The sequence below is a fragment of the Bacillus sp. KS1 genome (genome assembly GCF_020075515.1).
Lineage (GTDB): Bacteria > Bacillota > Bacilli > Bacillales > Bacillaceae > Bacillus > Bacillus velezensis.
In genome coordinates this window covers 503,681-530,044 of record NZ_JACAWW010000019.1, presented here as the reverse complement: position 1 = coordinate 530,044, position 26,364 = coordinate 503,681, and the positions used below count along the sequence as shown (strand labels likewise).

General features: G+C 48.4%; 27 protein-coding genes. 4 read left to right on the top strand and 23 right to left on the bottom strand.

Features of this window, described 5'->3' with window-relative positions:
* Positions 1-17 precede the first annotated feature (17 nt).
* The 5 genes from HWY38_RS16435 to brxB form a co-directional block, all read right to left on the bottom strand.
* Entirely contained in the window at positions 18-971 is a 954-nt protein-coding gene (locus HWY38_RS16435; RefSeq protein ID WP_007408388.1) for an aromatic acid exporter family protein, read from the bottom strand.
* Between the two features lie 76 nt (positions 972-1,047).
* The gene (locus HWY38_RS16430; RefSeq protein WP_045208196.1) at positions 1,048-1,770 is read right to left on the bottom strand and encodes an amino acid ABC transporter ATP-binding protein; all 723 of its coding nucleotides are present in this window, start codon (positions 1,768-1,770) and stop codon (positions 1,048-1,050) included.
* The gene (locus tag HWY38_RS16425; RefSeq protein ID WP_003153227.1) at positions 1,763-2,422 is read right to left on the bottom strand and encodes an amino acid ABC transporter permease; all 660 of its coding nucleotides are present in this window, start codon (positions 2,420-2,422) and stop codon (positions 1,763-1,765) included. Before HWY38_RS16425 ends, HWY38_RS16430 begins: the two co-directional genes overlap by 8 nt.
* A 61-nt stretch (positions 2,423-2,483) precedes the next feature.
* Positions 2,484-3,251, bottom strand: a complete 768-nt coding sequence (locus HWY38_RS16420; protein WP_003153224.1) for a transporter substrate-binding domain-containing protein — start codon at positions 3,249-3,251, stop codon at positions 2,484-2,486.
* A gap of 245 nt (positions 3,252-3,496) precedes the next feature.
* A complete protein-coding gene (gene brxB, locus HWY38_RS16415; protein WP_015417784.1) occupies positions 3,497-3,934 on the bottom strand; it encodes a bacilliredoxin BrxB in 438 nt (145 codons plus the stop codon).
* Positions 3,935-4,112: 178 nt separating this feature from the next.
* Here brxB and HWY38_RS16410 point away from each other — a divergent pair, with 178 nt between their 5' ends.
* Positions 4,113-5,009 carry a YegS/Rv2252/BmrU family lipid kinase gene (locus HWY38_RS16410; protein ID WP_022552989.1) on the top strand — a complete coding sequence of 299 codons (897 nt, stop codon included), beginning with the start codon at positions 4,113-4,115 and terminating at the stop codon, positions 5,007-5,009.
* 43 nt (positions 5,010-5,052) lie between these two features.
* Here the strand turns inward: HWY38_RS16410 and HWY38_RS16405 are convergent, their stop codons facing one another.
* From HWY38_RS16405 to HWY38_RS16370, 8 genes are all read right to left on the bottom strand, one after another.
* Positions 5,053-6,315: a dihydrolipoamide acetyltransferase family protein gene (locus HWY38_RS16405; protein WP_224182207.1), complete on the bottom strand. Its 1,263-nt coding sequence runs from the start codon at positions 6,313-6,315 to the stop codon at positions 5,053-5,055.
* Positions 6,316-6,336: 21 nt separating this feature from the next.
* Positions 6,337-7,320 (bottom strand): 3-methyl-2-oxobutanoate dehydrogenase subunit beta, encoded by a 984-nt coding sequence (bfmBAB, locus tag HWY38_RS16400; protein WP_003153216.1) that lies wholly within the window; start codon positions 7,318-7,320, stop codon positions 6,337-6,339.
* A gap of 12 nt (positions 7,321-7,332) precedes the next feature.
* Positions 7,333-8,325 carry a thiamine pyrophosphate-dependent dehydrogenase E1 component subunit alpha gene (locus HWY38_RS16395; RefSeq protein ID WP_224182206.1) on the bottom strand — a complete coding sequence of 331 codons (993 nt, stop codon included), beginning with the start codon at positions 8,323-8,325 and terminating at the stop codon, positions 7,333-7,335.
* Between the two features lie 22 nt (positions 8,326-8,347).
* A complete protein-coding gene (gene lpdA, locus HWY38_RS16390) occupies positions 8,348-9,769 on the bottom strand; it encodes a dihydrolipoyl dehydrogenase (protein ID WP_082998725.1) in 1,422 nt (473 codons plus the stop codon).
* On the bottom strand, positions 9,759-10,874 hold the full coding sequence (buk, locus tag HWY38_RS16385; protein ID WP_224182205.1) for a butyrate kinase: 1,116 nt from the start codon (positions 10,872-10,874) through the stop codon (positions 9,759-9,761). Before buk ends, lpdA begins: the two co-directional genes overlap by 11 nt.
* Before the next feature lie 17 nt (positions 10,875-10,891).
* Complete coding sequence (bcd, locus tag HWY38_RS16380; RefSeq protein WP_007612452.1) at positions 10,892-11,986, bottom strand: branched-chain amino acid dehydrogenase; 1,095 nt, start codon at positions 11,984-11,986, stop codon at positions 10,892-10,894.
* 13 nt (positions 11,987-11,999) lie between these two features.
* Positions 12,000-12,893, bottom strand: coding sequence for a phosphate butyryltransferase (gene yqiS, locus HWY38_RS16375; RefSeq protein ID WP_015417787.1), 894 nt, complete (start codon positions 12,891-12,893; stop codon positions 12,000-12,002).
* Between the two features lie 123 nt (positions 12,894-13,016).
* Entirely contained in the window at positions 13,017-15,086 is a 2,070-nt protein-coding gene (locus tag HWY38_RS16370; RefSeq protein ID WP_063636704.1) for a sigma-54 interaction domain-containing protein, read from the bottom strand.
* Between the two features lie 153 nt (positions 15,087-15,239).
* Here HWY38_RS16370 and HWY38_RS16365 point away from each other — a divergent pair, with 153 nt between their 5' ends.
* A complete protein-coding gene (locus HWY38_RS16365; protein ID WP_007408378.1) occupies positions 15,240-15,482 on the top strand; it encodes a DUF2627 domain-containing protein in 243 nt (80 codons plus the stop codon).
* Between the two features lie 27 nt (positions 15,483-15,509).
* On the opposite strand, the gene prpB is transcribed toward HWY38_RS16365, so the two are convergent.
* The 10 genes from prpB to ytaF form a co-directional block, all read right to left on the bottom strand.
* Positions 15,510-16,415 carry a methylisocitrate lyase gene (gene prpB, locus HWY38_RS16360; protein WP_052827637.1) on the bottom strand — a complete coding sequence of 302 codons (906 nt, stop codon included), beginning with the start codon at positions 16,413-16,415 and terminating at the stop codon, positions 15,510-15,512.
* A gap of 18 nt (positions 16,416-16,433) precedes the next feature.
* Entirely contained in the window at positions 16,434-17,861 is a 1,428-nt protein-coding gene (locus HWY38_RS16355) for a bifunctional 2-methylcitrate dehydratase/aconitate hydratase (RefSeq protein ID WP_224182204.1), read from the bottom strand.
* Between the two features lie 25 nt (positions 17,862-17,886).
* The gene (mmgD, locus tag HWY38_RS16350) at positions 17,887-18,984 is read right to left on the bottom strand and encodes a citrate synthase (protein ID WP_007612474.1); all 1,098 of its coding nucleotides are present in this window, start codon (positions 18,982-18,984) and stop codon (positions 17,887-17,889) included.
* Positions 18,985-19,007: 23 nt separating this feature from the next.
* The gene (locus HWY38_RS16345) at positions 19,008-20,141 is read right to left on the bottom strand and encodes an acyl-CoA dehydrogenase (protein ID WP_224182203.1); all 1,134 of its coding nucleotides are present in this window, start codon (positions 20,139-20,141) and stop codon (positions 19,008-19,010) included.
* A gap of 29 nt (positions 20,142-20,170) precedes the next feature.
* The gene (locus HWY38_RS16340; protein WP_224182202.1) at positions 20,171-21,022 is read right to left on the bottom strand and encodes a 3-hydroxybutyryl-CoA dehydrogenase; all 852 of its coding nucleotides are present in this window, start codon (positions 21,020-21,022) and stop codon (positions 20,171-20,173) included.
* 19 nt (positions 21,023-21,041) lie between these two features.
* The gene (locus HWY38_RS16335; protein ID WP_015417795.1) at positions 21,042-22,223 is read right to left on the bottom strand and encodes an acetyl-CoA C-acetyltransferase; all 1,182 of its coding nucleotides are present in this window, start codon (positions 22,221-22,223) and stop codon (positions 21,042-21,044) included.
* Between the two features lie 140 nt (positions 22,224-22,363).
* Positions 22,364-23,101, bottom strand: a complete 738-nt coding sequence (locus HWY38_RS16330) for a glycerophosphodiester phosphodiesterase (protein WP_032874064.1) — start codon at positions 23,099-23,101, stop codon at positions 22,364-22,366.
* A gap of 87 nt (positions 23,102-23,188) precedes the next feature.
* Positions 23,189-23,815 (bottom strand): N-acetylmuramoyl-L-alanine amidase, encoded by a 627-nt coding sequence (locus HWY38_RS16325; RefSeq protein ID WP_224182201.1) that lies wholly within the window; start codon positions 23,813-23,815, stop codon positions 23,189-23,191.
* Between the two features lie 18 nt (positions 23,816-23,833).
* The gene (locus HWY38_RS16320; RefSeq protein WP_014721488.1) at positions 23,834-24,151 is read right to left on the bottom strand and encodes a hypothetical protein; all 318 of its coding nucleotides are present in this window, start codon (positions 24,149-24,151) and stop codon (positions 23,834-23,836) included.
* A gap of 307 nt (positions 24,152-24,458) precedes the next feature.
* Positions 24,459-25,082, bottom strand: a complete 624-nt coding sequence (ytaF, locus tag HWY38_RS16315; RefSeq protein ID WP_007408366.1) for a sporulation membrane protein YtaF — start codon at positions 25,080-25,082, stop codon at positions 24,459-24,461.
* A 146-nt stretch (positions 25,083-25,228) separates the two neighbouring features.
* On the opposite strand from ytaF, the gene HWY38_RS16310 reads away from it, so the two are divergent.
* Both HWY38_RS16310 and HWY38_RS16305 read left to right on the top strand, forming a co-directional pair.
* Positions 25,229-25,861 carry a helix-turn-helix domain-containing protein gene (locus HWY38_RS16310; RefSeq protein WP_014418348.1) on the top strand — a complete coding sequence of 211 codons (633 nt, stop codon included), beginning with the start codon at positions 25,229-25,231 and terminating at the stop codon, positions 25,859-25,861.
* A 296-nt stretch (positions 25,862-26,157) separates the two neighbouring features.
* Positions 26,158-26,295, top strand: coding sequence for a hypothetical protein (locus HWY38_RS16305; protein WP_014470646.1), 138 nt, complete (start codon positions 26,158-26,160; stop codon positions 26,293-26,295).
* The last annotated feature ends 69 nt before the right edge of the window (positions 26,296-26,364 follow it).

Sequence of the window (26,364 nt, the reverse complement as noted above, 5' to 3'; positions counted from 1 at the left end):
ATTGATCCATATGTTTTTTACAGCTTGATGCCTTTGAAATAACTTTTAATCACGAGATATTGTTCCATCTCACCGAGGAGGTGGAACAAAGCCGCCCGAGCTTCAAACTCCTCGCGCGTTGCCGGGAGCGGCATTTCTTCAAATTCCGTTCTCATTTCTGCAAGTCTTTTTAAAAATTTATGAGCGGTATTGCCGGGATGAATGGCTTCCCTTAATTCATGGATGAAATGGGCGATTATTTTGCCCTGCTCCACCGTTATTGAAATAGAGGTAATCTTCGGCAGCAGCCGTTCAATGATTTCAAATTGTTTCTGTCTCATCTTAAAATAATGATAGTAGAGATTTTCATGGCGCAAAATATGATTCTGCACGTCCCGATAGGCGAGGTTTTTCGCCTCTTGAATCATCTGATGCGTCTCCGGTATTTCCTTCCCCGACCAATCTTGCTCACCAGTTAACAAATACCGTTCGATTTCGGCGAAGATGACGGAAAAGTTGTCCTCGATTTTTTTCCGGTACGCCGCGAGTTTTCTGTCGAGGCTCGGCATATACAGATTCATTAACAGCGCGACGCCGATACCTACGGTAATCAGCTGGAACTCATTCCAGATAAACGCCATCGTAATGCCGCCGGACATATATAAATGAAGAATGATTACTGAGCTGGTAACGATCCCTTCGTTTATTTTTAAAACGACTGTAGTCGGAATGAACAGCACCAGCAATATTCCGATCGCAAACGGATAATAGCCGATCAGTCCGAAAAAGACATATGAGAAGACGATCGCCAATAAACAGGCGGCAAATCGGGCCCACGAGGCCTGAAGCGACCGCTTTTGCGTAATCTGGATGCACAATATGGTGATGATTCCTGCGGATGCGAAGTTTTGCAGATGCAACAGCTGGGCTAAATAAATGGCCAGCGCCGTTCCAAGTGCGGTCTTTAGTGTGCGGTAACCGATTTTAAACATTGCTTGCTCCATTCTGTTTGTTTCTTTCTCAAAAAAAAGAAGAAGAGCATTCTTCTTCTTTTCTTCCAGTTATATTTTATAATATTTTTTCTAAAAAGTCCTGTGCTCTTTTTGACTTCGGAGAAAGAAAAAATTCTTCCGGCTGCCCGTCTTCCACAATCGTCCCTTCATCCATAAATAATACGCGGTCTGCGACTTCTTTGGCAAATCCCATTTCGTGCGTTACGATCACCATCGTCATGCCCGTCTGCGCGAGCTCTTTCATTACCTCAAGAACTTCTTTGACCATTTCCGGGTCAAGAGCCGAGGTCGGTTCATCAAACAGCATGATGTCAGGATTCATGGCAAGCGCACGCGCGATGGCGACCCGCTGCTTCTGTCCGCCTGACAAACGGTTCGGATAGTCGTTCCGTTTGTCAAGCAGTCCGACTTTTTCAAGGAGAGCGCACGCCTTTTCCTCCGCCTCCTGTTTAGACTCTTTCTTCACGCTGACCGGCGCGTATGTGATATTTTCAAGCACCGTTTTATGAGGAAACAAATGAAAATGCTGAAATACCATGCCGATATTTTCCCGCACTTTCAGTTTATTCGTTTTAGAGGCGGTAATTTCGTTTTCTTTAATGGCAATCGTTCCGCCGCTCGGGGTTTCCAGCAGATTTAAGCAGCGCAGAAACGTTGATTTGCCGGAACCGGAAGGGCCGATGACAGCGACGACTTCCCCTTCTTCGATCTGTGTTGAAATGTTTTTCAGTACTTCATGTTTCCCGAATGATTTTGACAGATTGTCGACCTTAATCATTGGCTTTCAGCTTCCTTTCTACGCCTTTTCCGATGAATGCTAAGATCAAAACGAGCACGTAATAGATTAAGCCCGCCACGATAAGAGGTTCTAAGTAGTTGTATGTTGCGGCGCCAGACTGGTAGGCCCGTCTCATAATGTCGCCAAGACCGATAACTGTGACGATCGCCGATTCTTTCGTTAAGGTGATTAATTCGTTAATAATAGCCGGAGAAATGTTTTTAAACGCCTGCGGCAACAGCAGATCTTTCATCATTTTTCCGTATGGCACGCCGAGAGCGACGGCAGCCTCTTTTTGTCCTTTGTCAATTGCGTTGATTCCCGCTCTGATAATTTCAGAGACGTAAGCGGCTGAATTGAGCGATAATGCGGTGACCGCCGCCCAAAATTGATCGATCTGAAAGCCGAGGAGCTGCGGCATACCGAAATAGATGATCATCAGCTGCAGCACGAGCGGCGTGCCGCGGAATATCGAAGTATAAAAATCCGCAATCCATTTCAGCGGACTGATCGTGCTGATTTTAAATAAGCTGAGCACGATGCCTAATACAAGACCGATGACCGCCGAAACGAGCACAATTTTCAATGTGACCGCAAGGCCTTCCAATATAAAAGGAATTTGGGGGATTGTCGCTGAGAAATCCAAATTCATACGTGTGATCTCCTTTGTCTTTATTCAAGATAAAAAGCTCAACGAAAAGTTGAGCTTTCTTTTATTTCTCGTTGGTGAACCATTTTTTCTTCAGTTTTTCGATTTCTCCGTTTTTCTCCATTTCTTTCAGCGCTTTGTTGAACTTCGCTGTCAGATCACTGTCTTTGCGGAACGCAATCGCGGAGCCCGATTCGTCTGATTTCGCATCTGCTGACGCAAAGCCCTGCAGATCGTTATTTGAACTGAAATAGCCTTGTGCTACGATGTCTTCGATAATCGCGGCATCAAAACGCCCGGATTTGATCTCTTCGGTTAAGTCTGAGATCCGGTTGCGGTCTTCGAGCTGAAAACCGTATTTCGAAGCGAGCTTCTTGCCTTTTTCTTCTTGAATGGAGCCAAGCTGAACACCGACGGTTTTGCCTTTCAGATCATTTAGGGATTTAATGCTGCTTCCCTTTTTCGTAACGATCATATTGTTAGCAGTATAATAAATATCAGAAAAATCAACTTGCTTTTTCCGTTCCGGCGTAGGTGTCATTCCAGATAAAATCATATCTACCTGCTTGGACTTCAAGGCTGTAATCAGGCTGTTGAAGTCCATGTCCTGCACCTCAACGTCATAGCCGGTCTTTTTGCCCAGAGCTTTTGCCAGATCAACGTCAAACCCGGTGATCTGATCGCCGTCTTTATATTCAAATGGTTTATAGTCAGCCGATGTACCCATAATCAGCTTGTTCTTTCCGCCTTCTGAGCCTGAATTGCCTGATCCGCAGGCGGACAGCGCAAAGGTGATACATGCGGCAGCTAATACCAACAGCCATTTCTTCATGATTCATTTCCCCCATATCTACTGATCTCTTAAATTTGAATATTTATTCGTTAACTTGTATTTTAAACACTTTTTAATTGTGATGCAATACTATTTTTGAAAAATATATTTTCCTTTCTGTGTTTATTATAGTCATTGTTTTTCAGATTAGTGACAGCTGAACGCCGATGTATAAATATTTATATTTATACAGATTCCATATGAAAAAACCCCGCAAGCGCTTGGCTCCGGGGTTTTTCTTTCACTTATACTTCTTCACAATATTCTTCAAATGCTTCCTGCAGTTTTGTGACGACGGCCATCGGCTCATGGCCTTCAATTTCATGGCGTTCCACCATTTTCATGATTTTACCGTCTTTTAAAATGGCAAATGACGGAGAGGACGGCGGATAGCCTTCAAAGTACTCTCTCGCTTTGGCTGTCGCTTCTTTATCCTGTCCGGCAAATACCGTCACAAGCTGATCCGGGCGTTTATCGTAATGTACGGAATGGTATGCGGCAGGCCGTGCAATACCGCCTGCGCATCCGCACACAGAGTTGACCATGACGAGTGTCGTTCCTTTTTTCGAAAGCGCATCGTCCACTTCCTCAGCGGTTTTCAGCTCTGTATACCCGGCGGCCGTGATTTCCTGGCGGGCTTGACGCACGACATCATTCATAAATAAATTAAAATCCATATTCAACTGGGACCTCTCCTTTTTGATCATCTCTTCTTATGATAGCAAGGAACCTCCCTATCGGCAAATGACACCGCTCATATCCAATTGTTTTTTGTCCCTTTTATGTTCCCGATGTAAGTTTATGACCCTTTAAAAACGGGAAACTTGGTAAGGAGATTGTCTGAAATAAAGGAGCAGTCATATGAGCCAACGGAAAGCAGTTTTAATTTATAACGGAAACGCCGGTCAAAAACAGATTGATAAAACGCTCGGCACGGTCGTCCCCATTTTGGCCCAGTCAGCTGACGAACTTTTGATTAAACCGACCAAACATCAGGATGATGCCCGTCAGTATTGTGAAAATCTCGACAGTTCAGTTGACCATTTATATATTTTAGGCGGGGACGGCACTGTGCATCAATGCATCAACAGCATCAGCAAGCTTGATCACAGACCCGCTGTCGGCATTTTGCCGGGAGGAACGTGCAACGATTTCTCCCGGGCGCTCGGCATCCCGCAAAACCTTCAAAAGGCCGCTGAAGCGCTCGCGGCCGGACATAAACAGATGATTGACGTCTGTAAAACGGATGACGGCTATTTTCTGAACTTCTGGGGCATCGGACTGATCACCGAAGCATCAAGCCATATCAATGAAACTGAAAAAGCATGGCTTGGTAAAATCAGCTACTTCACGAGCGCCTTGCGGACGATGACAAGCGCGAACCCGTTTCCTGTCAAATTGACGATTGACGGCGAGGTGAAAGAAGACGAAGCCGTAATGGTGCTTGTCATGAACGGGCATTATATCGGGACAAACAGAGTTCCCCTGCCTGATGCCAGCCTCCGGGACGGCTTAGCCGATGTGTTAATCTGCCGCAACACAAGCCTTGCCGCGCTGCGGGAGCTGATGACGATGGAGCAGGGTTCATTTGATGATTTCAAAGGGGAGCTGTCCTATATTCAGGCCTCCAGAATTGAAATCGAAACCGGACGTGAAATGGACGCGGATACAGATGGCGAGGTATACGGAACAACACCTTGTACGATCGAAGTGAAAAAACATCATCTCACTATGCTTGTTCCCGAGGATTCACAATGAAAATAAAAAAACTCCTTTTGCCGCCCGGGCAAAAGGAGTTTTTTTAATAGACGGAAGTATGTTCATCAATGTTTTCTAAGATCTCTTTGACGCGTCCGAGGAATCGGCCGCACACGAGCCCGTCGAGCACTCTGTGATCTAAAGACAGGCAAAGATTAACCATATCACGAACAGCGATCATCCCGTTATTCATAACAACCGGACGTTTGACGATAGATTCTACCTGAAGAATCGCCGCCTGGGGATGATTGATAATGCCCATAGATTGAACTGACCCGAAAGATCCCGTGTTATTGACGGTAAATGTGCCGCCCTGCATATCTTCCGCGGTAAGTTTTCCGTTTCTCACTTTTTTCGCAAGATCCGTTATTTCTCTGGCTATGCCTTTAATCGTTTTTTCATCAGCATGCTTAATAACCGGAACAAACAGCGAATCTTCCGTGGCAACGGCAATGGAGATGTTGATGTCTTTCTTTTGGACGATTTTGTCTCCCGCCCACATGCTGTTCATCTGCGGGAACTCCTTGAGAGCCTGCGCCGCCGCTTTTACAAAGAAAGCGAAAAACGTTAAATTAAAGCCTTCTTTCTGTTTAAATGAGTCTTTAATGCTGTTTCTGTACGCCGTCATGTTCGTGACGTCGACTTCCATCATCGTCCAGGCATGCGGAATTTCTGTTTTGCTTTTATGCATATTGGCGGCGATGGCTTTTCTGACGCCTGTAACCGGAATTTCAATATCACCGGCTGACAGAGCTGGTGCCGGTGCTTGTTTTTGCTGTTGTTTCGGCGCTTGTTGCGTTGTTTGAACGGCAGCCGGCGCCGGTGCTTCCGACTTCTGCTGCATTCCCGAATCAATGATCTTTTGAATGTCTTTTCGCGTAATTCTTCCGCCTGCACCCGTTCCTTCAACTTCTTCAAGCTGAATGCCGTGTTCTCCCGCTAATCTGAGCACGGCCGGCGAATAACGCGCTTTATTTGACTGATCTTTACCTTGACGGTTTGCATCCGTGTCTGAAGGGGTATTCTGCTCTTCTTCCCGCTTCGGCGCCGCTTCGGTTTCCGTTTCTTCTGTTTCAATTTTGCAGATGATCTCGCCGACTGCAAGAGTCTGGCCTTCTTCTCCCACAAGTTCTGTAATCGTACCGGTAAAAGAAGACGGCACCTCCGCATTCACTTTATCTGTCATGACCTCCGCAATGGGGTCATATTTATTCACTTGATCACCGGGGGATACCAGCCATTTGCTGATCGTCCCTTCCGTCACGCTCTCTCCGAGCTGAGGCATAGCCATTTGTTCAATCGCCATGTCAAAAACCTCCTTACGTCTTTAAAACTCCGCTAATTCTCTCATCGCGGCTTCTGCTTTGTCAGGATTCATCATGAAGTATTTTTCCATTGTCGGCGCATAAGGCATTGCCGGAACGTCAGGACCTGCAAGCCGTTTGATCGGCGCGTCTAAATCAAATAAGCAGTTTTCAGAAATAATGGCGGCGACCTCGCTCATAATGCCGCCTTCTTTCGTATCTTCTGTGATCAGCAATACTTTTCCCGTTTTAGACGCGGCTTCAATGATGGCTTCTTTATCTAACGGATAAACCGTACGCAAGTCTAATACGTGCGCGGAAATTCCGTCTTTTTCAAGACGCTCGGCAGCCTGCAGAGCAAAATGGACGCATAATCCGTACGTAATAACAGTAATGTCGCTGCCTTCGCGTTTTACATCCGCCTTTCCGATCGGAAGGACGTAATCATCCGCAGGGACTTCGCCTTTAATCAGACGGTACGCCCTCTTATGTTCGAAAAACAGCACCGGATCTTCGTCACGGACTGCAGCTTTCAACAGCCCTTTTGCGTCATAAGGAGTTGAAGGCATGACAATTTTAAGGCCCGGCTGGTTGGCAAAAATAGCCTCCACAGATTGGGAATGATACAACGCGCCGTGCACGCCGCCGCCGTAAGGCGCTCTGATGACCATCGGACAGCTCCAATCATTGTTTGAACGGTAGCGTATTTTTGCCGCTTCTGAAATGATTTGGTTGACCGCAGGCAGAATGAAATCAGCAAACTGCATCTCGGCAATCGGGCGCATGCCGTACATCGCGGCGCCGATCCCGACACCGGCAATCGCTGATTCAGCAAGCGGCGTATCCATCACCCGCTCTTCTCCGAACTGTTCATAGAGACCCGCCGTGGCTTTAAACACGCCGCCTTTTCTCCCGACGTCTTCCCCGAGAACAAACACGCGCGGATCTCTTTCCATTTCTTCTTTCATTGCTGCATTAATACTGTCAATATAAGACATTACAGACATAAGTATTCCTCCCTACTTCGCATAAACGTGATCAAGCGTTGATTCAGGAGATGCGTATGGCGCTTTCTCCGCTTCGTCTGTCGCTTCGTTTACGATAGCCATGATGTCATCCAGCATGGTCTTTTCTTCTTCTTCACCTAGAAGCCCGGCTTCTTGCAAGTATGCTTTGTATAAAAGAAGCGGATCTTTTTTCTTTGCTTCTTCTACTTCTTCGCGTTCTCTGTAGCTGCTGTCGTCGTCATCACTGGAATGCGGTGTCAAACGGTAGGAAACCGTTTCTATTAATGTAGGGCCTTCGCCTTTAGACGCCCGTTCGCGCGCTTCTTTTACGGCCCGGTAAACTTCCAGCAGGTCGTTTCCGTCAACAGTGACTCCCGGCATGCCGTAGCCTGCCGCCCGGTCGGATATTTTCTCGCACGCCACCTGTTTGTCATACGGGACAGAAATGGCATACTTATTGTTTTCACACATGAAAATGACCGGCAGTTTATACACGGCGGCAAAGTTTGCCCCTTCGTGAAAATCCCCCTGGTTGGAAGATCCTTCTCCAAAGGTAACAAAAGAGACGATATCCTTTTTATCCATGCGTCCCGCAAGCGCGATTCCGACTGCATGAGGAACCTGCGTCGTAACAGGGGATGAGCCCGTTACGATTCTGTTTTCCTTTTGCCCGAAGTGGCCCGGCATCTGCCTTCCGCCTGAGTTCGGGTCAGCTGCTTTCGCAAAACCCGACATCATCAAATCCTTTGCAGTCATACCGAATGCAAGCACAACTCCTATATCTCTGTAGTACGGAAGCACATAGTCGGTATCACGGTTTAAGGCATAGGCCGCGCCTACTTGTGCCGCTTCCTGTCCTTGACATGAAACAACGAACGGAATTTTGCCCGAGCGGTTTAAGAGCCACATTCTTTCGTCGATTTTTCTGGCTAACAGCATGGTTCTATACATTTCAACGGCTTCTTCGTCAGAGAGCCCTAATGCTTGATGGCGGTTTGTAGTCATTCAAACCCCTCCTTCTTTCCTTTTAAAAATGAATCGCGTTTCCGTCTGCTGCTAACGCAGCTTCTCCAATCGCTTCTGACAGCGACGGATGCGGATGTATGGATTGGCCGATTTCCCAAGGCGTCGCGTCGAGCACCTTGGCAAGCCCCGCTTCAGAGATCATATCGGTGACGTGCGGGCCGATCATATGAACACCGAGAATATCATCTGTATTCCGATCGGCGACGATTTTGACAAAGCCGTCGCTTTCTCCGTATACAAGAGCCTTTCCGATCGCCATGAACGGAAACTTCCCGATCTTCAGGTCATGCCCTTTTCGAAGAGCTTCCTCTTCTGTCAGACCGACGCTCGCCGCTTCCGGATTTGAATAAATACATTTCGGCACAAGAGCGGCATCAAGCGGAGCCGGATTAAGACCCGCCATATGCTCAACGGCAATGATGCCCTCACGGGAGGCCACATGCGCAAGCTGCAGCCCGCCGACAACATCACCGATCGCATAAATGTGCGATTCCTTCGTCTGCCCGGCTTCGTTCACGATGATAGAACCGTTTTCCGCTTCAATATCCGTGTTTTCAAGCCCGATCCCTTCAATGTTCGGCTGGCGGCCGATGGAAACAAGCATTTGTTCCGCGTGATACGTTTCTTTTTTTCCATTCTTTTCAGCGGCAATTGAAACGCCGTCCGCTTTTTCCAATGTATCCGGAAGCACTTTCGCACCCGTCACGATCTTAATTCCTTTTTTCGTTAACAGTTTTTCCATCTCGCTTGAAATATCACGGTCTTCCGTCGGCAAAATGCGGTCCGCATATTCAATCACAGTGATATTGACGCCGAAATCGTTCAGCATGGATGCCCATTCAATTCCGATGACACCGCCGCCGACGATCATCATGGATTGGGGCAGACGTTCAAGCTCAAGCGCTTCATCTGATGTCAGAATATAAGTACCGTCTGCTTCTAAACCCGGCAGCATTTTCGGCCTTGAACCGGTTGCGATAATCAATTGTTTCGGTATCAGCATGTCGTTTTCTTCACCATTTGCGTATTCGACGGAAACCGTACCGGGAAGAGGTGAGAAGATGGAAGGGCCGAGCATACGTCCGTACCCGTTGAATACATCAATCTTCCCCTTTTTCATCAAGTGGGCGACACCGCCGGCCAGCCGGTCAACGATTCCCTGCTTTCGTTTCTGCACGCTGTCAAAGCGGAGGGAGACACCTTCTGTTTCAATGCCGAATGCTGCCGCTTCCTTTGCGGTTCGGTACACTTCCGCGCTTCTTAACAGCGCTTTACTCGGGATACATCCTTTATGCAGGCATGTTCCGCCGAGCTTTTCTTTTTCTACAACGGCCGTTTTTAAGCCGAGCTGGGCCGCTCTGATGGCGGCTACATAACCGCCCGTGCCGCCGCCCAGAATGACCACATCATACTCAGTCGCCATTTGTTTTCACTCCTTCGCCGATCTGATATTGCTTTGACTGCTCCTCACCGGCTAAAACCCGAAGGGCGCCTTGCGCGAGAGATTGCAGTTCATTTTCTCCTGGGTACACCAGTACATCCGAAATCCAATCTATGTACGATCTGATGGCGGATACGAAACTTTTCCCGTACGCCAATCCGCCCGTCAGGACGATAATGTCTACTTTTCCTTTTAAAACGGCGCTTGCCGCCCCGATTTCTTTTGCTACTTGATAAGCCATGGCGTCATAAATGAGACGCGCGTTTTCATCTCCGGCCTGAATGCGTTTTTCCACCTTCACCGCGTCCGTTGTTCCCAGGTAGCCGGAGAGTCCGCCCGTGCCGACAAGTTTTTTCATCATATCGGCTTTTGAATACTTGCCGGAAAAACACATTTCCACCAAATCACCCGCCGGAACGGTTCCCGCGCGCTCCGGGCTGAAGGGTCCTTCTCCGTGAAGCCCGTTGTTGACATCTGTCACCCGTCCGCAATCATGGACACCGACTGTGGTGCCGCCGCCCATATGAGTGACGATCATCTTCATCTGTTCATACCGTTTGCCGAGGGACGCCGCCGCCTGACGGGCAACAGCTTTTTGGTTCAAAGCATGGAAAATGCTTTTCCGCTTGATTTCAGGTATTCCTGATACTTTAGCGAGCGGAGTCATCTCATCCACCACGACCGGATCGACGATATACGCGGGGATATTTAATCCGTCAGCTATTTCCCTGGCAATAATTCCGCCCAGATTAGAAGCATGCTGGCCGTTGTAGCCGTTTTTCAAATCAGTGATCATGGCGTCATTCACTTCATAAGTGCCGCCCTCAATCGGTCTGAGCAGGCCGCCTCTGGCACAAACGGCATCGAACTTTGAAATGTTGATGCCCTGTTCGTGCAAAGACTCAAGAATGCTTATTTTTCGAAATTCGTATTGGTCGATAATGCTGTTAAATGTTTTCAGCTCTTCTTCGGGATGCCGCAGCGTCTTTTCAAAGATACAGCGTTCATTGTGAAAGACACCGATTTTCGTTGATGTTGAGCCTGGATTCAGAATGAGAATGCGTTTTTCCTTTTCGAACATTTTCATACCTCCAGATCAAATTCCTATCGTCTGCTTAATATACTTTGGCCGTTTTGCAGAAACTGGCTTCTTGAACGGCGCATGCGCTCAATTCGTTCCTCAGCCAGACGGTCAGCCGCTAAGTATGTCGGAATGCCGTCACGCGCGGAAATATCGAGCACCCGCTCAATGTTTGCATAGATGCCTTCAACCTTTTTCAAAGCCCGCTCAGCATTGTAGCCGTAAAGCTCATCGGCCACATTGATGACGCCGCCTGCATTGATGACATAATCCGGAGCGTACACGATTCCCATTTCATGAATGGTATCGCCGTGACGTGTTTCTTTCAGCTGGTTATTGGCCGCTCCCGCAATGACTTTCGCCTTCAGCTGTTTAATCGTGTCATCGTTAATGACGGCGCCGAGAGCACATGGGGCATAAATATCGCACGCCTGTGAGTAAATGTCGTCGGGATCAACTGCGCGGGCGCCGAAGTCCTCAACGGCACGTTTAACAGATTCTTTATTGATATCCGTTACGATTAAAGAAGCGCCTTCTTCGTGAAGGTGGCGGCATAGATTGTAAGCCACATTTCCCACGCCTTGCACGGCAATTGTTTTACCTTCCAGTGAATCAGTGCCAAACGCCGCTTTCGCTGCGGCTTTCATCCCTTTGTAGACGCCGTATGCCGTAACCGGGGACGGATTTCCTGATGAACCGAATGCCGGAGAAATTCCGGTTACATAGTCTGTTTCATCATGAATGATGTCCATATCTTCAACGGTTGTGCCGACGTCTTCCGCCGTAATATACCTTCCGTTTAAGCCTTGGATGTAGCGCCCGAACGCGCGGAACATTTCTTCATTTTTATCTTTGCGCGGGTCTCCGATAATAACGGTTTTCCCGCCGCCTAAGTTTAAACCGGCAGCCGCATTTTTATAAGTCATGCCTTTTGCGAGTCTTAGTGCATCTTCAATCGCCGCTTCTTCACTGTCATATGTCCACATTCTTGTTCCGCCGAGTGCTGGGCCGAGCGTCGTATCATGAATCGCGATGATCGCTTTTAATCCGGATTGTTCATCTTGGCAGAATACCAATTGTTCGTAATCATAAGTCTCCATATATTTAAAAATTTCCATAGGTTCGTTCCTCCTACTGTTCTTGTGATGCGCAAATCGCAAGCGCAATTGAATACAGTTTATTTTCTGCGGTATCCGCTCTGCTAGTTAATGCGATCGGCGCTTTTGCACCGGCGATGACGGCAGCAACATTTGCTTTCGCAAAATAAATCATTGACTTATAAAGCATATTTCCGGCCTCGATTGAAGGAACCAAGAGAATATCCGCCTGGCCCGCTACGCTTCCGGAAATCCCTTTTTGCAGCGCAGCCGCTTGGGATACGGCATTATCCAAAGCAAGCGGTCCGTCCGCAATGCAGCCGGTAATCTGCCCTCTGTTGCACATCTGGACGATCGCAGCCGCGTTCAGCGTCGCCTCCATTTTCGGATTAACCGTTTCAATAGCGGCAAGGACTGCGGCTTTCGGCATAGGATTCCCTACTGAATGTGCGACATGAACCGCATTTTGCAGAATATGCCCGAGCTCTTCAAGAGACGGGGCAATGTTCAGCGCTGAATCAGTCACATACATCAGCCGGTCATAGTCCGGCACCTCAAAAACGGCTACATGTGACAACACCCTTTTTGAACGAAGCCCTTCATGGCGGTTTAAAACCGATTTCAGAAGAGTTGAGCTCGGGAGATTCCCTTTCATTAAAACGTCCGCCTCTTGTTCACGCACTGCGCGCACTGCTTTTGCCGCAGATTCTTCGGGTGAATCGGCGTGGATGATTTCAGCATTGAACTTCGGCTCATTTGCCAGAAGCTCTTTCAGCTTTCCGCTGTCACCCGTCAGTAAAAATCGTGCCGACAAGTGTTCTGCCGCCATTTTGACGGCCTGGATCACTTCTTTATCTGCTGCGTGGGCCACTGCAATGGTTTTTGCGTTTTTTGCCGCGGCTTTTTCAACTAGGTCTCTCAGCTTCATTTTGTACCACCTTCCTTGTGCGAATCCGCTTTTAACAATGCAAGTTCCGTGCCAAATATGCGGGAGGGTTTATTTCCGGCTTTTTTCAAGAAAACATGCAGCTGTTTGCGCTTTCTCTGCAATTTATTGCATGCCGTCATTTGCAAGGCCGTACTTGTCCATTTTGTAGTACAGGTTCCGAATGCTGACACCAAGCGCTTTTGCCGTTTTGGTTCGGTTGAATTTATGCTTTTCAAGCGTTTTTTGAATGACGTGCGCTTCAAATTTTTCAACAGCCTGAGACAGCTTTTCCCCTTCCACATCCGGAAAATCACTTTGGGTGCCGTTTTTTTCATTCAGCTCTGATTCAAAAACAGGCAGATGCTGCTGTTCGATCCGTTCCATGTGCGGCTCTAAAAATATCATTGCCCGTCCGAGAACATTTTCAAGCTCCCGGACGTTTCCCGGCCAGCTGTAGGCTGATAAAGCTCGCAGCGCGTTCGGCGCGAGCCCCTTTACATTGCGGCCGTAATCCTGATTGATTTTTTCAATGAGCCGAATGCTCAGCGCTTCAATATCTTCTTTGCGCTGCCGAAGCGGCGGGATTGAGATCGGATAGCGGTTAATCCGGTAATACAGATCTTCACGGAACGCGCCTTCCGCCATGGCCTTTTCGATATTGACGTTTGTCGCTGCGATAATTCTGACATTGACAGAAATCGCTTTAGCGCCGCCGACTCTGATAATTTCTTTTTCTTGCAGAACTCTGAGCAGCTTTGCCTGGGTGCTTTGGGTCAGCTCTCCGATTTCATCTAAGAAAATGCTGCCGTTATTCGCTTCCTCAAAAAGTCCTTTTTTGCCTCCGCGCCTCGCGCCCGTAAACGCGCCTTCCTCATAGCCGAAAAGCTCGGATTCTAGCAGGGATTCAGACAGGGCCGCACAATTGACCCGGATGAATTTATTGTATTTTCGGTCGCTTTCATTATGGATGGCGTGGGCGAAAAGTTCTTTTCCTGTGCCGGATTCTCCCCGCAGCAGAATCGTCGCTGGCGTTTTCGCCCCGAGCTTCGCCTGTTCAAGGGCGACCAGCATTTGTTCACTCGTGCCGATGATGTCGTCAAACGTGTATTTCGCTTCAAGCGTGCGGATGATCTGGCGCGCCCGATTCAGCTCAGCAGTCAGCGTTTTAATTTCTGACACATCGTGAATGACGCCGACGCTGCCTTTTAAAATACCGTCCACAATAACGGGGGCGACATTTACGATAACATCCTTTTTATTGGGGCCGACCTTCATCCTCACACCCCGCACGGGCCGCCTTGTCCCCAATACTTTCAGGTGCATGCTTTCCCCTTCTGAGATATCGGTGGAAGCGGGTTTTCCGATGACTTCGCTTTCTGACAGCCCGGTCATTTTTGTATACGCTTTGTTGATTAACATTCCGATGCCATTTTCATCAACGACAGAAATGGCCTCGTCTGATGATTGTATAATCGCTTCAAGCATGGTGCGGATTTGTTTTAAGTTCGTGACCTCTTCCGCCAGTTCAACTGCGTCGGTGATGTCTTTAAACACGCATAACGCGCCGAGAAGTTTTCCGCCTTCATCAATGATCGGCAGTCTTGTCGTGACAATCTGCAGGTGCTTTCCGAGAAGCTGCTTCTGGTTATATTCCGGCTCTCTCGTTTCCAGAATCCGCGGCAGCTTTGTGTTCGGCACTACATCTTTAATTTGGCGGCCGATGACATCCTCCCGTTTTTGGCCGACCATTTTTTCTGCCATCTGATTAAATAAAATGATCGTTTCGTTGACGTCTATAAAAATCATGCCGTCGTGCGTTGAATTAAAAATCCGGTCATGCTTATACGTCTGCGACTTCAACATTTGGATAAGCTGCTGTTTTTCCTCCATCAGCTGAAACACCATGTACGCCAATTTTCCCGGCATGACGATGGTTTGTTCTTTTTTCTCATGGAGCAGCTCATCCATGACCGCTTTATCGCCTGTTGTATGGATGATAATATCTATATCTTCAGTTATGTAGGGTTTCCAATCTGATGAGGTTGCAATTCCATATCTCCGGGCTTCTTGCAGCCCTTGCGCCTCCGGATCTTGATCAACCACCGCAATAATCCGGATCAGCTTTGTTTTCATCAAAATCTGTAGGAGCGCCGTGCCTCCTTTACCAGCACCTATAATCAGCACCTTCTGCATCCCGATACCCCTTTATATGAAAAAATTTGCACACCTGTATTTCCCGTTGCAATAATTTGCACAACCCCTATGTTACCACGTTTTGATCTCTTGACAAAATATTTTTTCGATTGGACAATAAAGGAAAATATATCGTAAAGGGGTTTTCTGAATATGAGCCGGCTTGTTGCGCTTTTGATTCTGGTCCTCCCCGGCGCTGTCGCGGCGCTCGGCATTAAGCTGATGAGAGATGCATTATTCGGGCATGCGTTTTCCCCGTTTCCGTCCCTTTTTCTTCAGGGGGCGGCCGGATTGGCGTTTTTTTTGTTCGGCCTTTATGTTCTGGCCGGGTTTATTCTGTACAGAGATCGGAAACGCAATCAAGTCAGCCCGCGGTTCAGGAAAAAAAAGCTGTGAAAAAAGCCCTTGCAAAAAAGGGCTTTTTCAGTCGTCCGGCAGTATTGTTTTGGCAATGGATTGATCCAGTTCTTCATAGTCATCGTAAGCGATCGTTTCATATAATTCTTTTCTCGTCTGCATATCCGAAAGCCCCTCTTTTTGCGAGCCTTCTTCTTTCAGAAGGCGGAAAATACGCTCAAAAGCCTTGGCCGCCGTTCTGAGTGACGTGACCGGGTAAATGACCATCTGACAGCCCATATCGGAAAATTCATCAGCACTGTAATACGGCGTTTTTCCGAATTCAGTCATGTTTGCGAGAATCGGCACACTGATTTGTTTGGAAAACGCTCTGAATTCACTTTCGGATTGGAGCGCTTCCGGAAAAACAGCGTCAGCACCCGCTTTTATATAAGCGGACGCCCTTTTTAATGCCCCCTCCAGTCCTTCCTGCTGTCTGGCGTCTGTTCTCGCAACAACAAGAAGAGTCGGCGCGGCCCGCTTGACCGCTTGGATTTTTTGCGCCATTTCTTCAATCGGCACGAGCTGCTTCCCATTCAGATGTCCGCATTTTTTCGGCAGGCGCTGATCCTCCATCTGGACGGCGGCCGCGCGCGCTTCATACATTTCTTTCGCCGTCCGGGCGGCATTCAGCACTCCTCCGAAACCCGTGTCAATATCGACAAGGACGGGCAGATCAGACGAGCGGACCAGATCTTTAACCCGTTCAGCCATTTCCGCCGACGTGATGATCCCTAAATCGGGCAGCCCTCTGCTCGCCGTGTAAGCCGCGCCTGATAAATAAAGAGCCGAAAACCCCGTTTTCTTGGCGATAAGAGCGGCCATCGCATCATGGGCGCCGGGGATCTGCAGTAGATCCGGCGCTGTCATCAGCGTACGGAACCGCTCTGCAAGCTCCTCTTGAGACGACTGCTCGCTGACGATCCACGTCATGTTTGTCACCCTCCTATTTTATACGAGAAATAAGTCCATAAATTCACTAACGCTGAGCTTCTGCATTCGGCCGCTATGTTCGCAGGCCTCTTCGATTTTACGCTGCTGCTTCAATGAAAAATGAGTGCTGATGTTTGCTGAAAACTTGGCAAGAATCTTCGGAACGGCTTCTTTTCTGCGGAACCGGTGCCCGAGCGGGTATTCACATTCAATCCGTCCCGTAGCCGTGCCGTCTGTAAAATGCACCTGTACGGCATTTGATATGGATCGCTTATTCGGGTCTAAGTAATCTTTTGAGTACGCTTTGTGTTCCGTCACCTCCATTTTGCTCCGCAATGTATCAATTCGCGGGTCAGACGCCGTTTCCTCTTCATAATGATTCGCCGTGATATCTCCGAAAAGCAGCCCGATTGCCGTAATGTACTGGAGGCAGTGATCCCGGTCAGCCGGATTGTGAAGCGGCCCTCTTTTATCGATAATCCGGATTGCCGACTCATGCGTCATAATCGTGATCCTGTCAATGTCTTCGATGCGGTCTTTCACCTCCGGATGAAGCCGGACCGCGCATTCCGCCGCTGTCTGGGCATGGAATTCAGCCGGGTAGGATACTTTAAACAGAACATTCTCCATCACATAGGACCCAAGCGGGCGGGCAAGCTTTATTTCCTGCCGGTTAAACAATACGTCTTGAAATCCCCACCCAGATGCGGTCAGAGCCGTCGGGTACCCCATTTCACCTTTGTGCGCCATAAGGGCCAAATATACGCCTCTGCTCGTCGCGTCGCCGGCCGCCCATGATTTGCGTGATCCGGTATTCGGCGCATGACGGTACGTTCTGAGGCTTGAATTATCAATCCAGGCATGAGATACGGCGTTATTGATTTCCTCTTTTGAGCCGCCCAGCATTTGCGCGCAAACAGCCGCAGTCGCCACTTTCACAAACAGCACATGGTCAAGCCCCACTCTGTTTAAGCTGTTTTCCAAAGCGAGAATCCCTTGAATTTCGTGCGCTTTGATCATTGCGCAAAGCACATCGCGCACGATAAGCGGTTCTTTCCCTTCTGAAATCCGCACTCTGGATATATAATCCGCACAAGCCAATATGCCTCCGAGATTGTCAGACGGATGACCCCATTCCGCAGCAAGCCACGTATCATTATAATCGAGCCACCTGTTGATACAGCCGATATTAAAAGCAGCCGTGACCGGATCTAAAACAAAAGGCGTGCCCGGGACTCTGCTGCCGTTGGGCACGGAGGTTCCCGGGACAATCGGGCCGAGCAGCTTTGTACATTCGGGATAGCTGAGCGCCAAAATTCCGCAGCCTATCGTATCAAGAAGCACATGTCCTGCCGTAGCGAAAGCTTCTGAACTATCAATCTCCTGATGGAGCACGTAGTCAGAAATCTCTTCGATTACAGCGTCCATTCGGCGGGGTTCTGTCATGTTTTCATCTTCCTTTCTCATCTGTTTACAGGCGCGCTCCGGTATAGCGGACACGCGGGCGGAAAAGCCGGTTTCGGCTGTGCTGTTCAATAACGTGGGCACACAGGCCGACCGTGCGTGCGCTGAAGAATATAGGCGTGTACAGCGGTATTGGGATGCCGAGCATGTAATAGACCGGCGCTGCGTAGTAATCTAAATTCGGATAAAGGCCTTTTTTCTCCCGCATGACGGTTTCGCCGGCTTCACACATATTATAAAGACGGAAATCACCTGAAAGATCAGACAGCTTTTTTAACGCTTCTTTCATCATGAGCGCCCTCGGATCCATTTTTTTCATGTAGACACGGTGGCCGAAGCCCATGATTTTTTCTTTGTTTGCGAGTTTTTGAGTTAATAATTGTGTAAACCCGTCTGTATCCTTCGCTTCCTCAAGCATGTACATAACCGCTTCGTTCGCTCCGCCGTGAAGGTTTCCCTTAAGCGAGGCGACGGCTCCGGTCAGCGCGCCGTAAATATCCGATTGCGTCGAAGCGATGACACGGGCCGTAAACGTTGAGTTCGGCAATTCATGCTCACTGTATAAAAGAAGCGACCGGTCGAAGATTTCTTCTTCCAAAGATGACGGCGTTTTTCCGGTAATCATATATAAAAAGTTTGCGCTGTATGATAAGGTTCCGACCGGCGCCAAAGGCTCCAGCCCGTTGATGACTCGATAGCTGTTGACCGTCAGATTCGGCATTTTGCCTATCAGTCCGCGTACGCGGTGCTGATTTACGGAAGATGAACGGTCATCGATGTCCTTGTCAAAGCCTCCAAGCGCGGACAAACCCGTCCTCAGTCCGTCCATCGGGTGAGTATGTTCGGGCAGCAGACGGCATATGTGCAAGATTTCCTCGGGAAGGTGTCCGCCGCGCCGAACGTCTTCTTCAAGCGCCGCCTTCTCTTTCGCATCAGGAAGTCTGTCTTCCAATAAGAGATGAACAATGTCCATATAGCCGGCCGTTTTAGAAAGCTCAATCAGATCGTGGCCTTTGATTAAAATACTGCCCTGCTGTGTATCCAGGAAAGAAATCCCCGTTTCCACCGCAATGACGCCATCTAAACCGGGAGAATAAGATTCCATGGTTTCGCTCCTTTGCGCACTTTTTATTGAAGAAGATACTTAGAAATAATCAGCCTTTGAATCTCATTGGTTCCTTCATAAATTTGCGTGACTTTCGCATCCCGAAATAAACGCTCCGCGGGATACTCTTTCATATAGCCGTAGCCGCCGTGAATCTGCACAGCCTCCACCGCCGCTTTCATCGCCGCATCGGACGCGAATTGCTTCGCCATAGATGCTTCTTTTCCGCACGGAAGCCCTCGCTGATACAGATCAGCAGCATGATAGACCAATAATTTGGCAGCTTCCGCATTCGTCGCCATGTCAGATAATTTAAATGAAACAGCCTGATTCGAAGCGATGGGTCTGCCGAACTGGCTGCGGGTTTTGGCGTACTCCACCGAGCAGCCGAGCGCCGCTTCGATAATCCCGAGCGCCTGAGCCGCTATGCCGATCCGTCCGACTTCAAGGTTTTTCATGGCGATTGAAAAGCCTCCGCCCTCTTCGCCGAGCCGGTTTTCAATCGGAATTTCCGCTTGGTCAAACTGCAATTCGACAGTATTGGAACCTAACAATCCGAGCTTTTTTTCTTTTTTTCCGATAGAAAAACCGGGTGTGTTTTTTTCAACGATAAACGCTGAAATCCCCTTTCTCCCCTTACCCGGATCGGTTATGGCGAATGTCAGATACAGATCTGCCGCTCCGCCGTTTGTAATAAAGATTTTTGAACCGTTCAGAATATATGAACCGCCTTTTCGCACGGCCGTTGTTTTCAGGCTTCCCGCATCAGATCCGGATTGAGGCTCAGTAAGCGCAAATGCCCCAATATATTCGCCCGCTGCCAGCTTCGGAATATACGTTTGTTTTTGGGCTTCTGTCCCGAAATGCAAAATCGGGATTGTCCCTACCGATGTGTGGACGGACAAAATGACGCCGACGGCCGCGCTGACTTTTGATATTTCATGAATCGCTAAAATGTAAGATGTTGTATCAGCACCCGCCCCGCCGTAAGTTTCCGGGACGGGAATGCCCATCAATCCCGCTTCGCCCATTTTTTTAATCAGCCGCTCCGGAAATTCATCTGTTGATTCCATGAGCTCAACCACCGGCGCGATTTCCTTGCGGGCAAAATCACGCACCATTTTTCTCATCATGATGTGCTCTTCTGTAAAATGCATGGCTGCCGTCTCCCCTCATGATCTTTACGTCATCTTCCGTACTCATAAAAACCGCGCCCGCTTTTTTTGCCGAGCCAGCCGGCGCTGACATATTTTCTGAGCAGAGGGCATGGGCGGTATTTCGAATCTCCGAGCCCCGCATAGAGAACCTCCATAATGGAAAGGCACGTATCCAGCCCGATGAAGTCAGCTAATGTTAAAGGACCCATCGGATGCCGCATGCCAAGCTTCATCACCGCATCAATCGCTTCCTTTGAAGCTGCTCCTTCGTAAAGGCAATAAACGGCTTCGTTAATCATCGGCATTAATATGCGATTAGATATAAAGCCCGGGAAGTCATTGACTTCGACAGGGGTTTTATTCATCCGGACGGCAAGCTTCTTTACTGTTTCCGCCGTTTCTTCCGATGTGGCGAGTCCTCTGATGACTTCGACAAGCTCCATGACAGGAACCGGATTCATAAAATGCATGCCGATTACTTTTTCAGGCCTTTTTGTGGCCGCGGCAAGCTCCGTAATGGGAAGAGAAGACGTATTGCTTGCCAATACGGCATGAGGGGGACAGATTTTATCTAGTGTGTCAAACAATTCTGCTTTTGCTTTTTTGTTTTCTGCAATGGCTTCAATTACAAAATCAGCATCTCCCGCTTCTGTGAGCTCTGCCGGAGAAATACGGCTGAAAACGGCATCTGTCTCCTGCTGTGACTTCCGTCCTTTTGCCTGCTCTTTCTCCAGGTTTGCCTTTATGTGGTGAAGACCCTTTTTTACCGTTTCCGGCTCCCAATCGTATAACTTGACGGCAAACCCGGCTTCTGCAGCCGTCTGAGCGATGCCTGCTCCCATCTGACCGGCACCTGCGACCATGATTGTTTTCATCTTCATCCGGCGCTCCCTCCTTTGATCAGTACACCTCCAGCAGGACGGCATCTCCTTGAGCCGCTCCGCTGCATATAGCCGCTATGCCTAAACCTCCTCCGCGACGCTTTAATTCGTATATTAAACTCATGATGATTCTCGCTCCGCTTGCGCCGATCGGGTGGCCGAACGCGATTGCCCCTCCGTTTACATTCACTTTTTCCCGGCTGAACCCGGCTATTTTTTCACTCACCAGCACGACGGACGCAAATGCTTCATTTACTTCAAACAAATCAATATCGTCAACGGACAGTCCGGTTTTTGTCAAGAGCCGGCTGATGGCCTCTCCCGGCGCGCTTGCCAGCTCGGACGCTTCCAGTCCGACTGACGCAAAGCCAAGTATCGCTGCGAGCGGCCTGACATGCTGCTTCGCGGCTTTTTCCTCTGACATCAGCACAAATGCTCCGGCCCCGTCATTTACACCGGGAGCGTTTCCGGCTGTAACCGTTCCGTCGGCTGTAAAAATTGGCTTGAGCGCTGCAAGCTGCTCAAGGCTCGTATCAGGACGCAGCCCCTCATCCGCTTCAACAGTATGCTGTTTGCCCTTTTTGCCGGTCCAGGTGACGGGAACGATTTCTTCACGCAATTTGCCCGCTTCAGCCGCCTCTGCCGCACGTTTCTGGCTCAAAAGAGCGTAATGATCCTGTTCATCCCGGGAAATGCCGTACTTTTTGGCCGCAGTGCTTCCGTGGACAGCCATATGCACCTGGTCGAACGCACAGGTCAGCCCGTCATGAACCATTAAATCCTGAAACACCCCGTCCCCCATCCTCACACCCCAGCGGCCGGCCGGAATGGCGTACGGAATGTTGCTCATGCTTTCCATTCCGCCTGCAATCAGCACGTCCGCATCTTTCGCCCGAATCATTTGATCACAGATGGTAACGGCCCTGAGCCCTGATGCACAGACCTTATTAATGGTTTCAGCCGGAACGGACCACGGAAGCCCGGCATATCTTGCAGCCTGCCGTGCCGGAATCTGCCCGGCACCCGCCTGGACGACCATTCCCATCACCGCTCCTTCCGCTTCGCTTTCACTGATAGCGGCGCGCTTGATTGCTTCTTTTATGGCAATGCCGCCAAGCTCGGCTGCCTTTACCTCTTTTAATGCGCCGCCAAATTTTCCGAACGGCGTTCTTGCCGCACTGACGATAACCGTTTTTCCCACAATTTTGCCTCACTTTCAATAAGATAAAAGATAACGCTTACACAAAACGCCCTGTTACAATATATGAACCGGCTGACCGAGTTATGAGTGCACCGCCTTTTTCCCGCCCATAAAAAAAGAAGACTGTCTGAACAGTCTTCTCAGCTGCGGCATTCTTCTTTTATAGAAACAGCCAGCTTTGGATAATCGGTAAAAATTGCGTCTGCTCCCGCTTTCATCAGCTGCTTCATATCCTCAGGACGATTGACAGTGAACGGACGGAGCGCCGCTTGGTGTTTCGCAAGATGTTTGATCACTTCAGCGCTCACCGCCGGCGTACCGAGCTTCGGATGATAACCCGAAGCGGGAATGGCTGCAAGATACCGTTCAGGCCGGTACAGCACATCCATGGTCAGCACCGCCCTTTCAATTTCAGGCGCCAGGGCGTGGCAAACCGCGAGACTTTCATGATTAAATGAAGAAAAAATAACGCGCTTTTCCAGTCCGTAATATCTGACTTTTTTTATCACTTCTTCTTCCATTCCTTCGTAACGGAATACACTGTTTTTCAGCTCAATGTTTATCAGAAAATCAGCACGTTCCGCAAAACGCAGCACATCTGACAAAAGCGGAATTCTGACTCCTTTAAAAGAATCTTTCCATTTTCCGGCGGCATCGGCGGTTCTGATTTTGTCATACGCCGTATCTTTCACAAATCCTTTCAAAGATGTCGTGCGGTCGAGGGTTTCATCGTGAATGACCACGATCCGGCCGTCTTTTGTCATCTGTACATCAAGTTCGATTCCGTCAGCCCCGTCCTCAATCGCTTTTTTGAATGCGGGCATCGTATTTTCAGGGCAGTCGCCCGACGCCCCCCGGTGGGCAAAAATATTCGTCATATGTGTCACCTCAGATGTTTGTCATCGGTTTTCTCTATTATAATCGTTATGCACATAAGGAGGGCGCTATTTACACATATTTTATCATTACCGTCCGCTGTAATAGGTTTCGATTCCGTTTACAACGGCGTCTGCGGCGTGCTCTTGGCCGTTATCGCTTTTCAGCTTGTCCGCATCTTGAGGATTTGTGATAAAACCTAATTCAGCCAGCACACTCGGCATCTTTGAATATGTAATGACATAAAAAGGAGTTTCTTTTACGCCTCTGTCCCTCATCCCTAAAGACGTGACAAGCTGCTGCTGGATGTCGGAAGCAAGCCTTTCGCTGTCTGCTCCTTCATATGTCGAATTAAAATACGTTTCCGTGCCCGATGCCGTTGAGACGGCTGAATTCGTATGGAGGCTGACGAATAAATCGGATTGGCTGGCGCTTGCTTTCGCCACCCGCTCGTCCAAACGTAAAAAAGTATCGTCAGTCCTTGAAGCTACAGGTTTTGCGCCTTCTGTCTCCAATTTAGCAATCACCTTGTTTGACACCGCTAAATTGATGTTTTTCTCAAGCAGTCCATTTCCCCCGGCCCCGCTGTCTTCTCCGCCATGTCCGGCATCGATATAAATGGTTTTCCCTTGCAAAGGTTCAGCTGCATAAGCAGACGGCGCAAGCAGAAGCAGAGCGGCACCGAAGGCAGCAGCGCTTTTTGTCAGTAAACCCACGTTTTTTCCTCCCCGTTTTCACATATCTGTTTCTTTTTTCAGTTCCTCAAGCCGTAATTGTCCGTTGCTCTCTTTTTTATAGGTGATTTGCACCGCCGTATGTTCAGGCAGGGACTGACATTCAAACCGCTTAGCGAAAGGCACCTTCACCTCTTGCCTTTCTCCGTCAATTTCGACCGCGATCGTATCGTTTCCGGCCGCTTTTATAAATGTTCCTTCCTGTGTAAATGACGGCGCCGCATCAGCCTCCGCGGTATACTCGCAGCCTGATAACAGCCATGCGGTGAAGATCAGAAGTATGACAGACTTCACACAGATCACCTCACGTTTTCTCATTCGGCTTTATCTTTGAACAGAATGGCCGATTTGTAAAGGGAGCCTTCATTCCTCCAGCTCTTTTCCATATTTGGAATGAAGGCTATCTGACCTGCTGTTTACCTGAACTTAGAAAGAAAACAAGCTGATCAGTCTATGATAAAGGTTCTGTCTGAAGGCCGAATATGCAGAATTTAACGGAAACGGACGACTTTCTGTTCATTTTGAAAAAATATCAGATCGGCAAAAAAGAGAGCCGCATCATGCGCTCTCCCGAATAGAAACATTCATATTTATTTTGAGCTTTTCATAAAATGAACGGGACAACTTAAAAGAGCAGCGTATTGGCGGCAATGATGAGAATAATCACTCCGCTCAGCACCGTGCTGAACTGTCCGACGTGAAAAGAACCGATGCGTAATGACGCGGCTTTTTTCCCAAGCGAGCAGCCGATCCATATCGTCAAAAAGCTTCCGACCGCCGCAGTGATGGAAATGGCAGCTGGAGAAAGCCCGATCAACCCCGCGCTTAATCCGTTGGTCAGCGCATTTGCGGATACGGCCACCCCGAGAACCATGGATTCCAATATACCGATTTCTCCCGAACCGTCGGCATCCGCTGCCTCCGGATTTTGCAGCAGACCGGCAAAACGGCCTTTTTTTCCTGACGCGCCAACACGCGCTGTTTTTCTCGGCACAGCCAGCAGAATGATGCGGATACCGATGACAGATAAAATAAACGCCGCCAGCAATACAGGAAGAAAGCCCGGTAAAACGGCTGAAATCCATTTGCCGAAATAAATTCCGATATAACTGAATACAAAACAGATAAAAGCGATCATCATATTCGACGCATGCGATATTTTGATTTTTCTGATGCCGTATGACATCCCCACTCCTAAATTATCAATGCTCGAGGACACTGCCAAACCTAAAATCAATAACCAAGCCATGTTCGTTTCTCTCCATTCTTTGATGTCTTTTCAACATGTTGTGCCGTTGAATCTACACTATCCTATTCAGCAGCACAGAAAAGGTACCTTTTCTGCAAAAATTATTGATTAATGATCATCATTCCGGCGGAAACGAGGTGACACCCTTGACAGAAAATAAAAATAAGACACTGGGGCCCCTTTTAAAATCACTGCTTGATAAGCACTCGCTCTCCATGAGAAAACTCGGCGCCTTAACAAATATTGATACGGCCACCATCTCCCGGATTATAAACGGCAAGCAGAAGGCCAATTTAAAGCATCTTCAGGAATTTTCAAAACATCTCCGCACTCCGCTGGAGGAATTGCTTGAGGCGTCAGGCATAGACATCGGCCATGAAAAAGAAGCTGCGCCGCAAGACCCGATGCACGCGATTCAGGATATGCTGAATATGGCCGAGATGTTTGATCAGCCTTTTTCCCGGGAGCAAATCGAGCGCGAACTGACCAGATATGAACAATATGCCAAAACCCAGCAGGGCCATCGCTTGATTTGCGATGAGTTTCAAAAGAAAATGGACAATGAAGAAAGCGTCGGCCCTTTTATTGATCATTTGAAAAACATGCATCATCAGTATATGGATGAATCAACACCGGCTGAAGACCGCGCGATTCTCGGGAGCGCGCTGCTGTATTATATTTTAGCGACCGACGTCATTCCGGATTACATGTTTCCGATCGGCTACCTGGATGACGCCATCGCCGTTCAAATCGCTTTGAACCGGCTGAAAAAAAAGTAAAGGCGCTTAAAAAAGCGCCCTTTTTGTGTTGAAAAATATGAAACACCGCATTACGGTTTTGTCAAAACAGAGACAGCTGTCATATGATACATCAACCTAACAAAAAGGAGGGTGTCTTCTATGGACAGCAACACAGTTGTGGCAGTGTGCGCTCTGTTAAGTGTTGTGATTCAGATCGGAACGATATTCGCCGCAGGAAAGTGGAAAAAAGAATAAATAAAAACAAATTGACGGTTTTTTCGCACAGGCGTATGCTTATAAATAACCTTGTAAAAGATAAGAAAGAAGATATGTATATGAAAAAAATCATTCTCCTCTTCGCCGCCGCTGTCATATTCAGCTCGATCGGCCATCAAATTTCAGGAGGATATAAAGATCCTGAAAAGGAACGGAGAAAACCGTTTCATTCGTTTAAATGGTTCAGCCGGTCATAACCTCAGGAAGAAGAACAAGCAAAATAATTGCACACAATTAAAACATAAGCTAGAATACGGACGAGTTAA

What these genes read in the sequence shown, in the direction of transcription:
- HWY38_RS16435 (WP_007408388.1), bottom strand. Translation starts at nt 971, where the DNA reads ATGTTTAAAATCGGTTACCGCACACTAAAGACCGCACTTGGAACGGCG.
- HWY38_RS16430 (WP_045208196.1), bottom strand. Translation starts at nt 1,770, where the DNA reads ATGATTAAGGTCGACAATCTGTCAAAATCATTCGGGAAACATGAAGTA.
- HWY38_RS16425 (WP_003153227.1), bottom strand. Translation starts at nt 2,422, where the DNA reads ATGAATTTGGATTTCTCAGCGACAATCCCCCAAATTCCTTTTATATTG.
- HWY38_RS16420 (WP_003153224.1), bottom strand. Translation starts at nt 3,251, where the DNA reads ATGAAGAAATGGCTGTTGGTATTAGCTGCCGCATGTATCACCTTTGCG.
- HWY38_RS16410 (WP_022552989.1), top strand. Translation starts at nt 4,113, where the DNA reads ATGAGCCAACGGAAAGCAGTTTTAATTTATAACGGAAACGCCGGTCAA.
- HWY38_RS16405 (WP_224182207.1), bottom strand. Translation starts at nt 6,315, where the DNA reads ATGGCGATTGAACAAATGGCTATGCCTCAGCTCGGAGAGAGCGTGACG.
- bfmBAB (WP_003153216.1), bottom strand. Translation starts at nt 7,320, where the DNA reads ATGTCTGTAATGTCTTATATTGACAGTATTAATGCAGCAATGAAAGAA.
- HWY38_RS16395 (WP_224182206.1), bottom strand. Translation starts at nt 8,325, where the DNA reads ATGACTACAAACCGCCATCAAGCATTAGGGCTCTCTGACGAAGAAGCC.
- lpdA (WP_082998725.1), bottom strand. Translation starts at nt 9,769, where the DNA reads ATGGCGACTGAGTATGATGTGGTCATTCTGGGCGGCGGCACGGGCGGT.
- buk (WP_224182205.1), bottom strand. Translation starts at nt 10,874, where the DNA reads ATGAAAATGTTCGAAAAGGAAAAACGCATTCTCATTCTGAATCCAGGC.
- bcd (WP_007612452.1), bottom strand. Translation starts at nt 11,986, where the DNA reads ATGGAAATTTTTAAATATATGGAGACTTATGATTACGAACAATTGGTA.
- yqiS (WP_015417787.1), bottom strand. Translation starts at nt 12,893, where the DNA reads ATGAAGCTGAGAGACCTAGTTGAAAAAGCCGCGGCAAAAAACGCAAAA.
- HWY38_RS16370 (WP_063636704.1), bottom strand. Translation starts at nt 15,086, where the DNA reads ATGCAGAAGGTGCTGATTATAGGTGCTGGTAAAGGAGGCACGGCGCTC.
- HWY38_RS16365 (WP_007408378.1), top strand. Translation starts at nt 15,240, where the DNA reads ATGAGCCGGCTTGTTGCGCTTTTGATTCTGGTCCTCCCCGGCGCTGTC.
- prpB (WP_052827637.1), bottom strand. Translation starts at nt 16,415, where the DNA reads ATGACGTGGATCGTCAGCGAGCAGTCGTCTCAAGAGGAGCTTGCAGAG.
- HWY38_RS16355 (WP_224182204.1), bottom strand. Translation starts at nt 17,861, where the DNA reads ATGACAGAACCCCGCCGAATGGACGCTGTAATCGAAGAGATTTCTGAC.
- mmgD (WP_007612474.1), bottom strand. Translation starts at nt 18,984, where the DNA reads ATGGAATCTTATTCTCCCGGTTTAGATGGCGTCATTGCGGTGGAAACG.
- HWY38_RS16345 (WP_224182203.1), bottom strand. Translation starts at nt 20,141, where the DNA reads ATGCATTTTACAGAAGAGCACATCATGATGAGAAAAATGGTGCGTGAT.
- HWY38_RS16340 (WP_224182202.1), bottom strand. Translation starts at nt 21,022, where the DNA reads ATGAAGATGAAAACAATCATGGTCGCAGGTGCCGGTCAGATGGGAGCA.
- HWY38_RS16330 (WP_032874064.1), bottom strand. Translation starts at nt 23,101, where the DNA reads ATGACGAATATTTTTGCCCACCGGGGGGCGTCGGGCGACTGCCCTGAA.
- HWY38_RS16320 (WP_014721488.1), bottom strand. Translation starts at nt 24,151, where the DNA reads ATGAGAAAACGTGAGGTGATCTGTGTGAAGTCTGTCATACTTCTGATC.
- ytaF (WP_007408366.1), bottom strand. Translation starts at nt 25,082, where the DNA reads ATGGCTTGGTTATTGATTTTAGGTTTGGCAGTGTCCTCGAGCATTGAT.
- HWY38_RS16305 (WP_014470646.1), top strand. Translation starts at nt 26,158, where the DNA reads ATGAAAAAAATCATTCTCCTCTTCGCCGCCGCTGTCATATTCAGCTCG.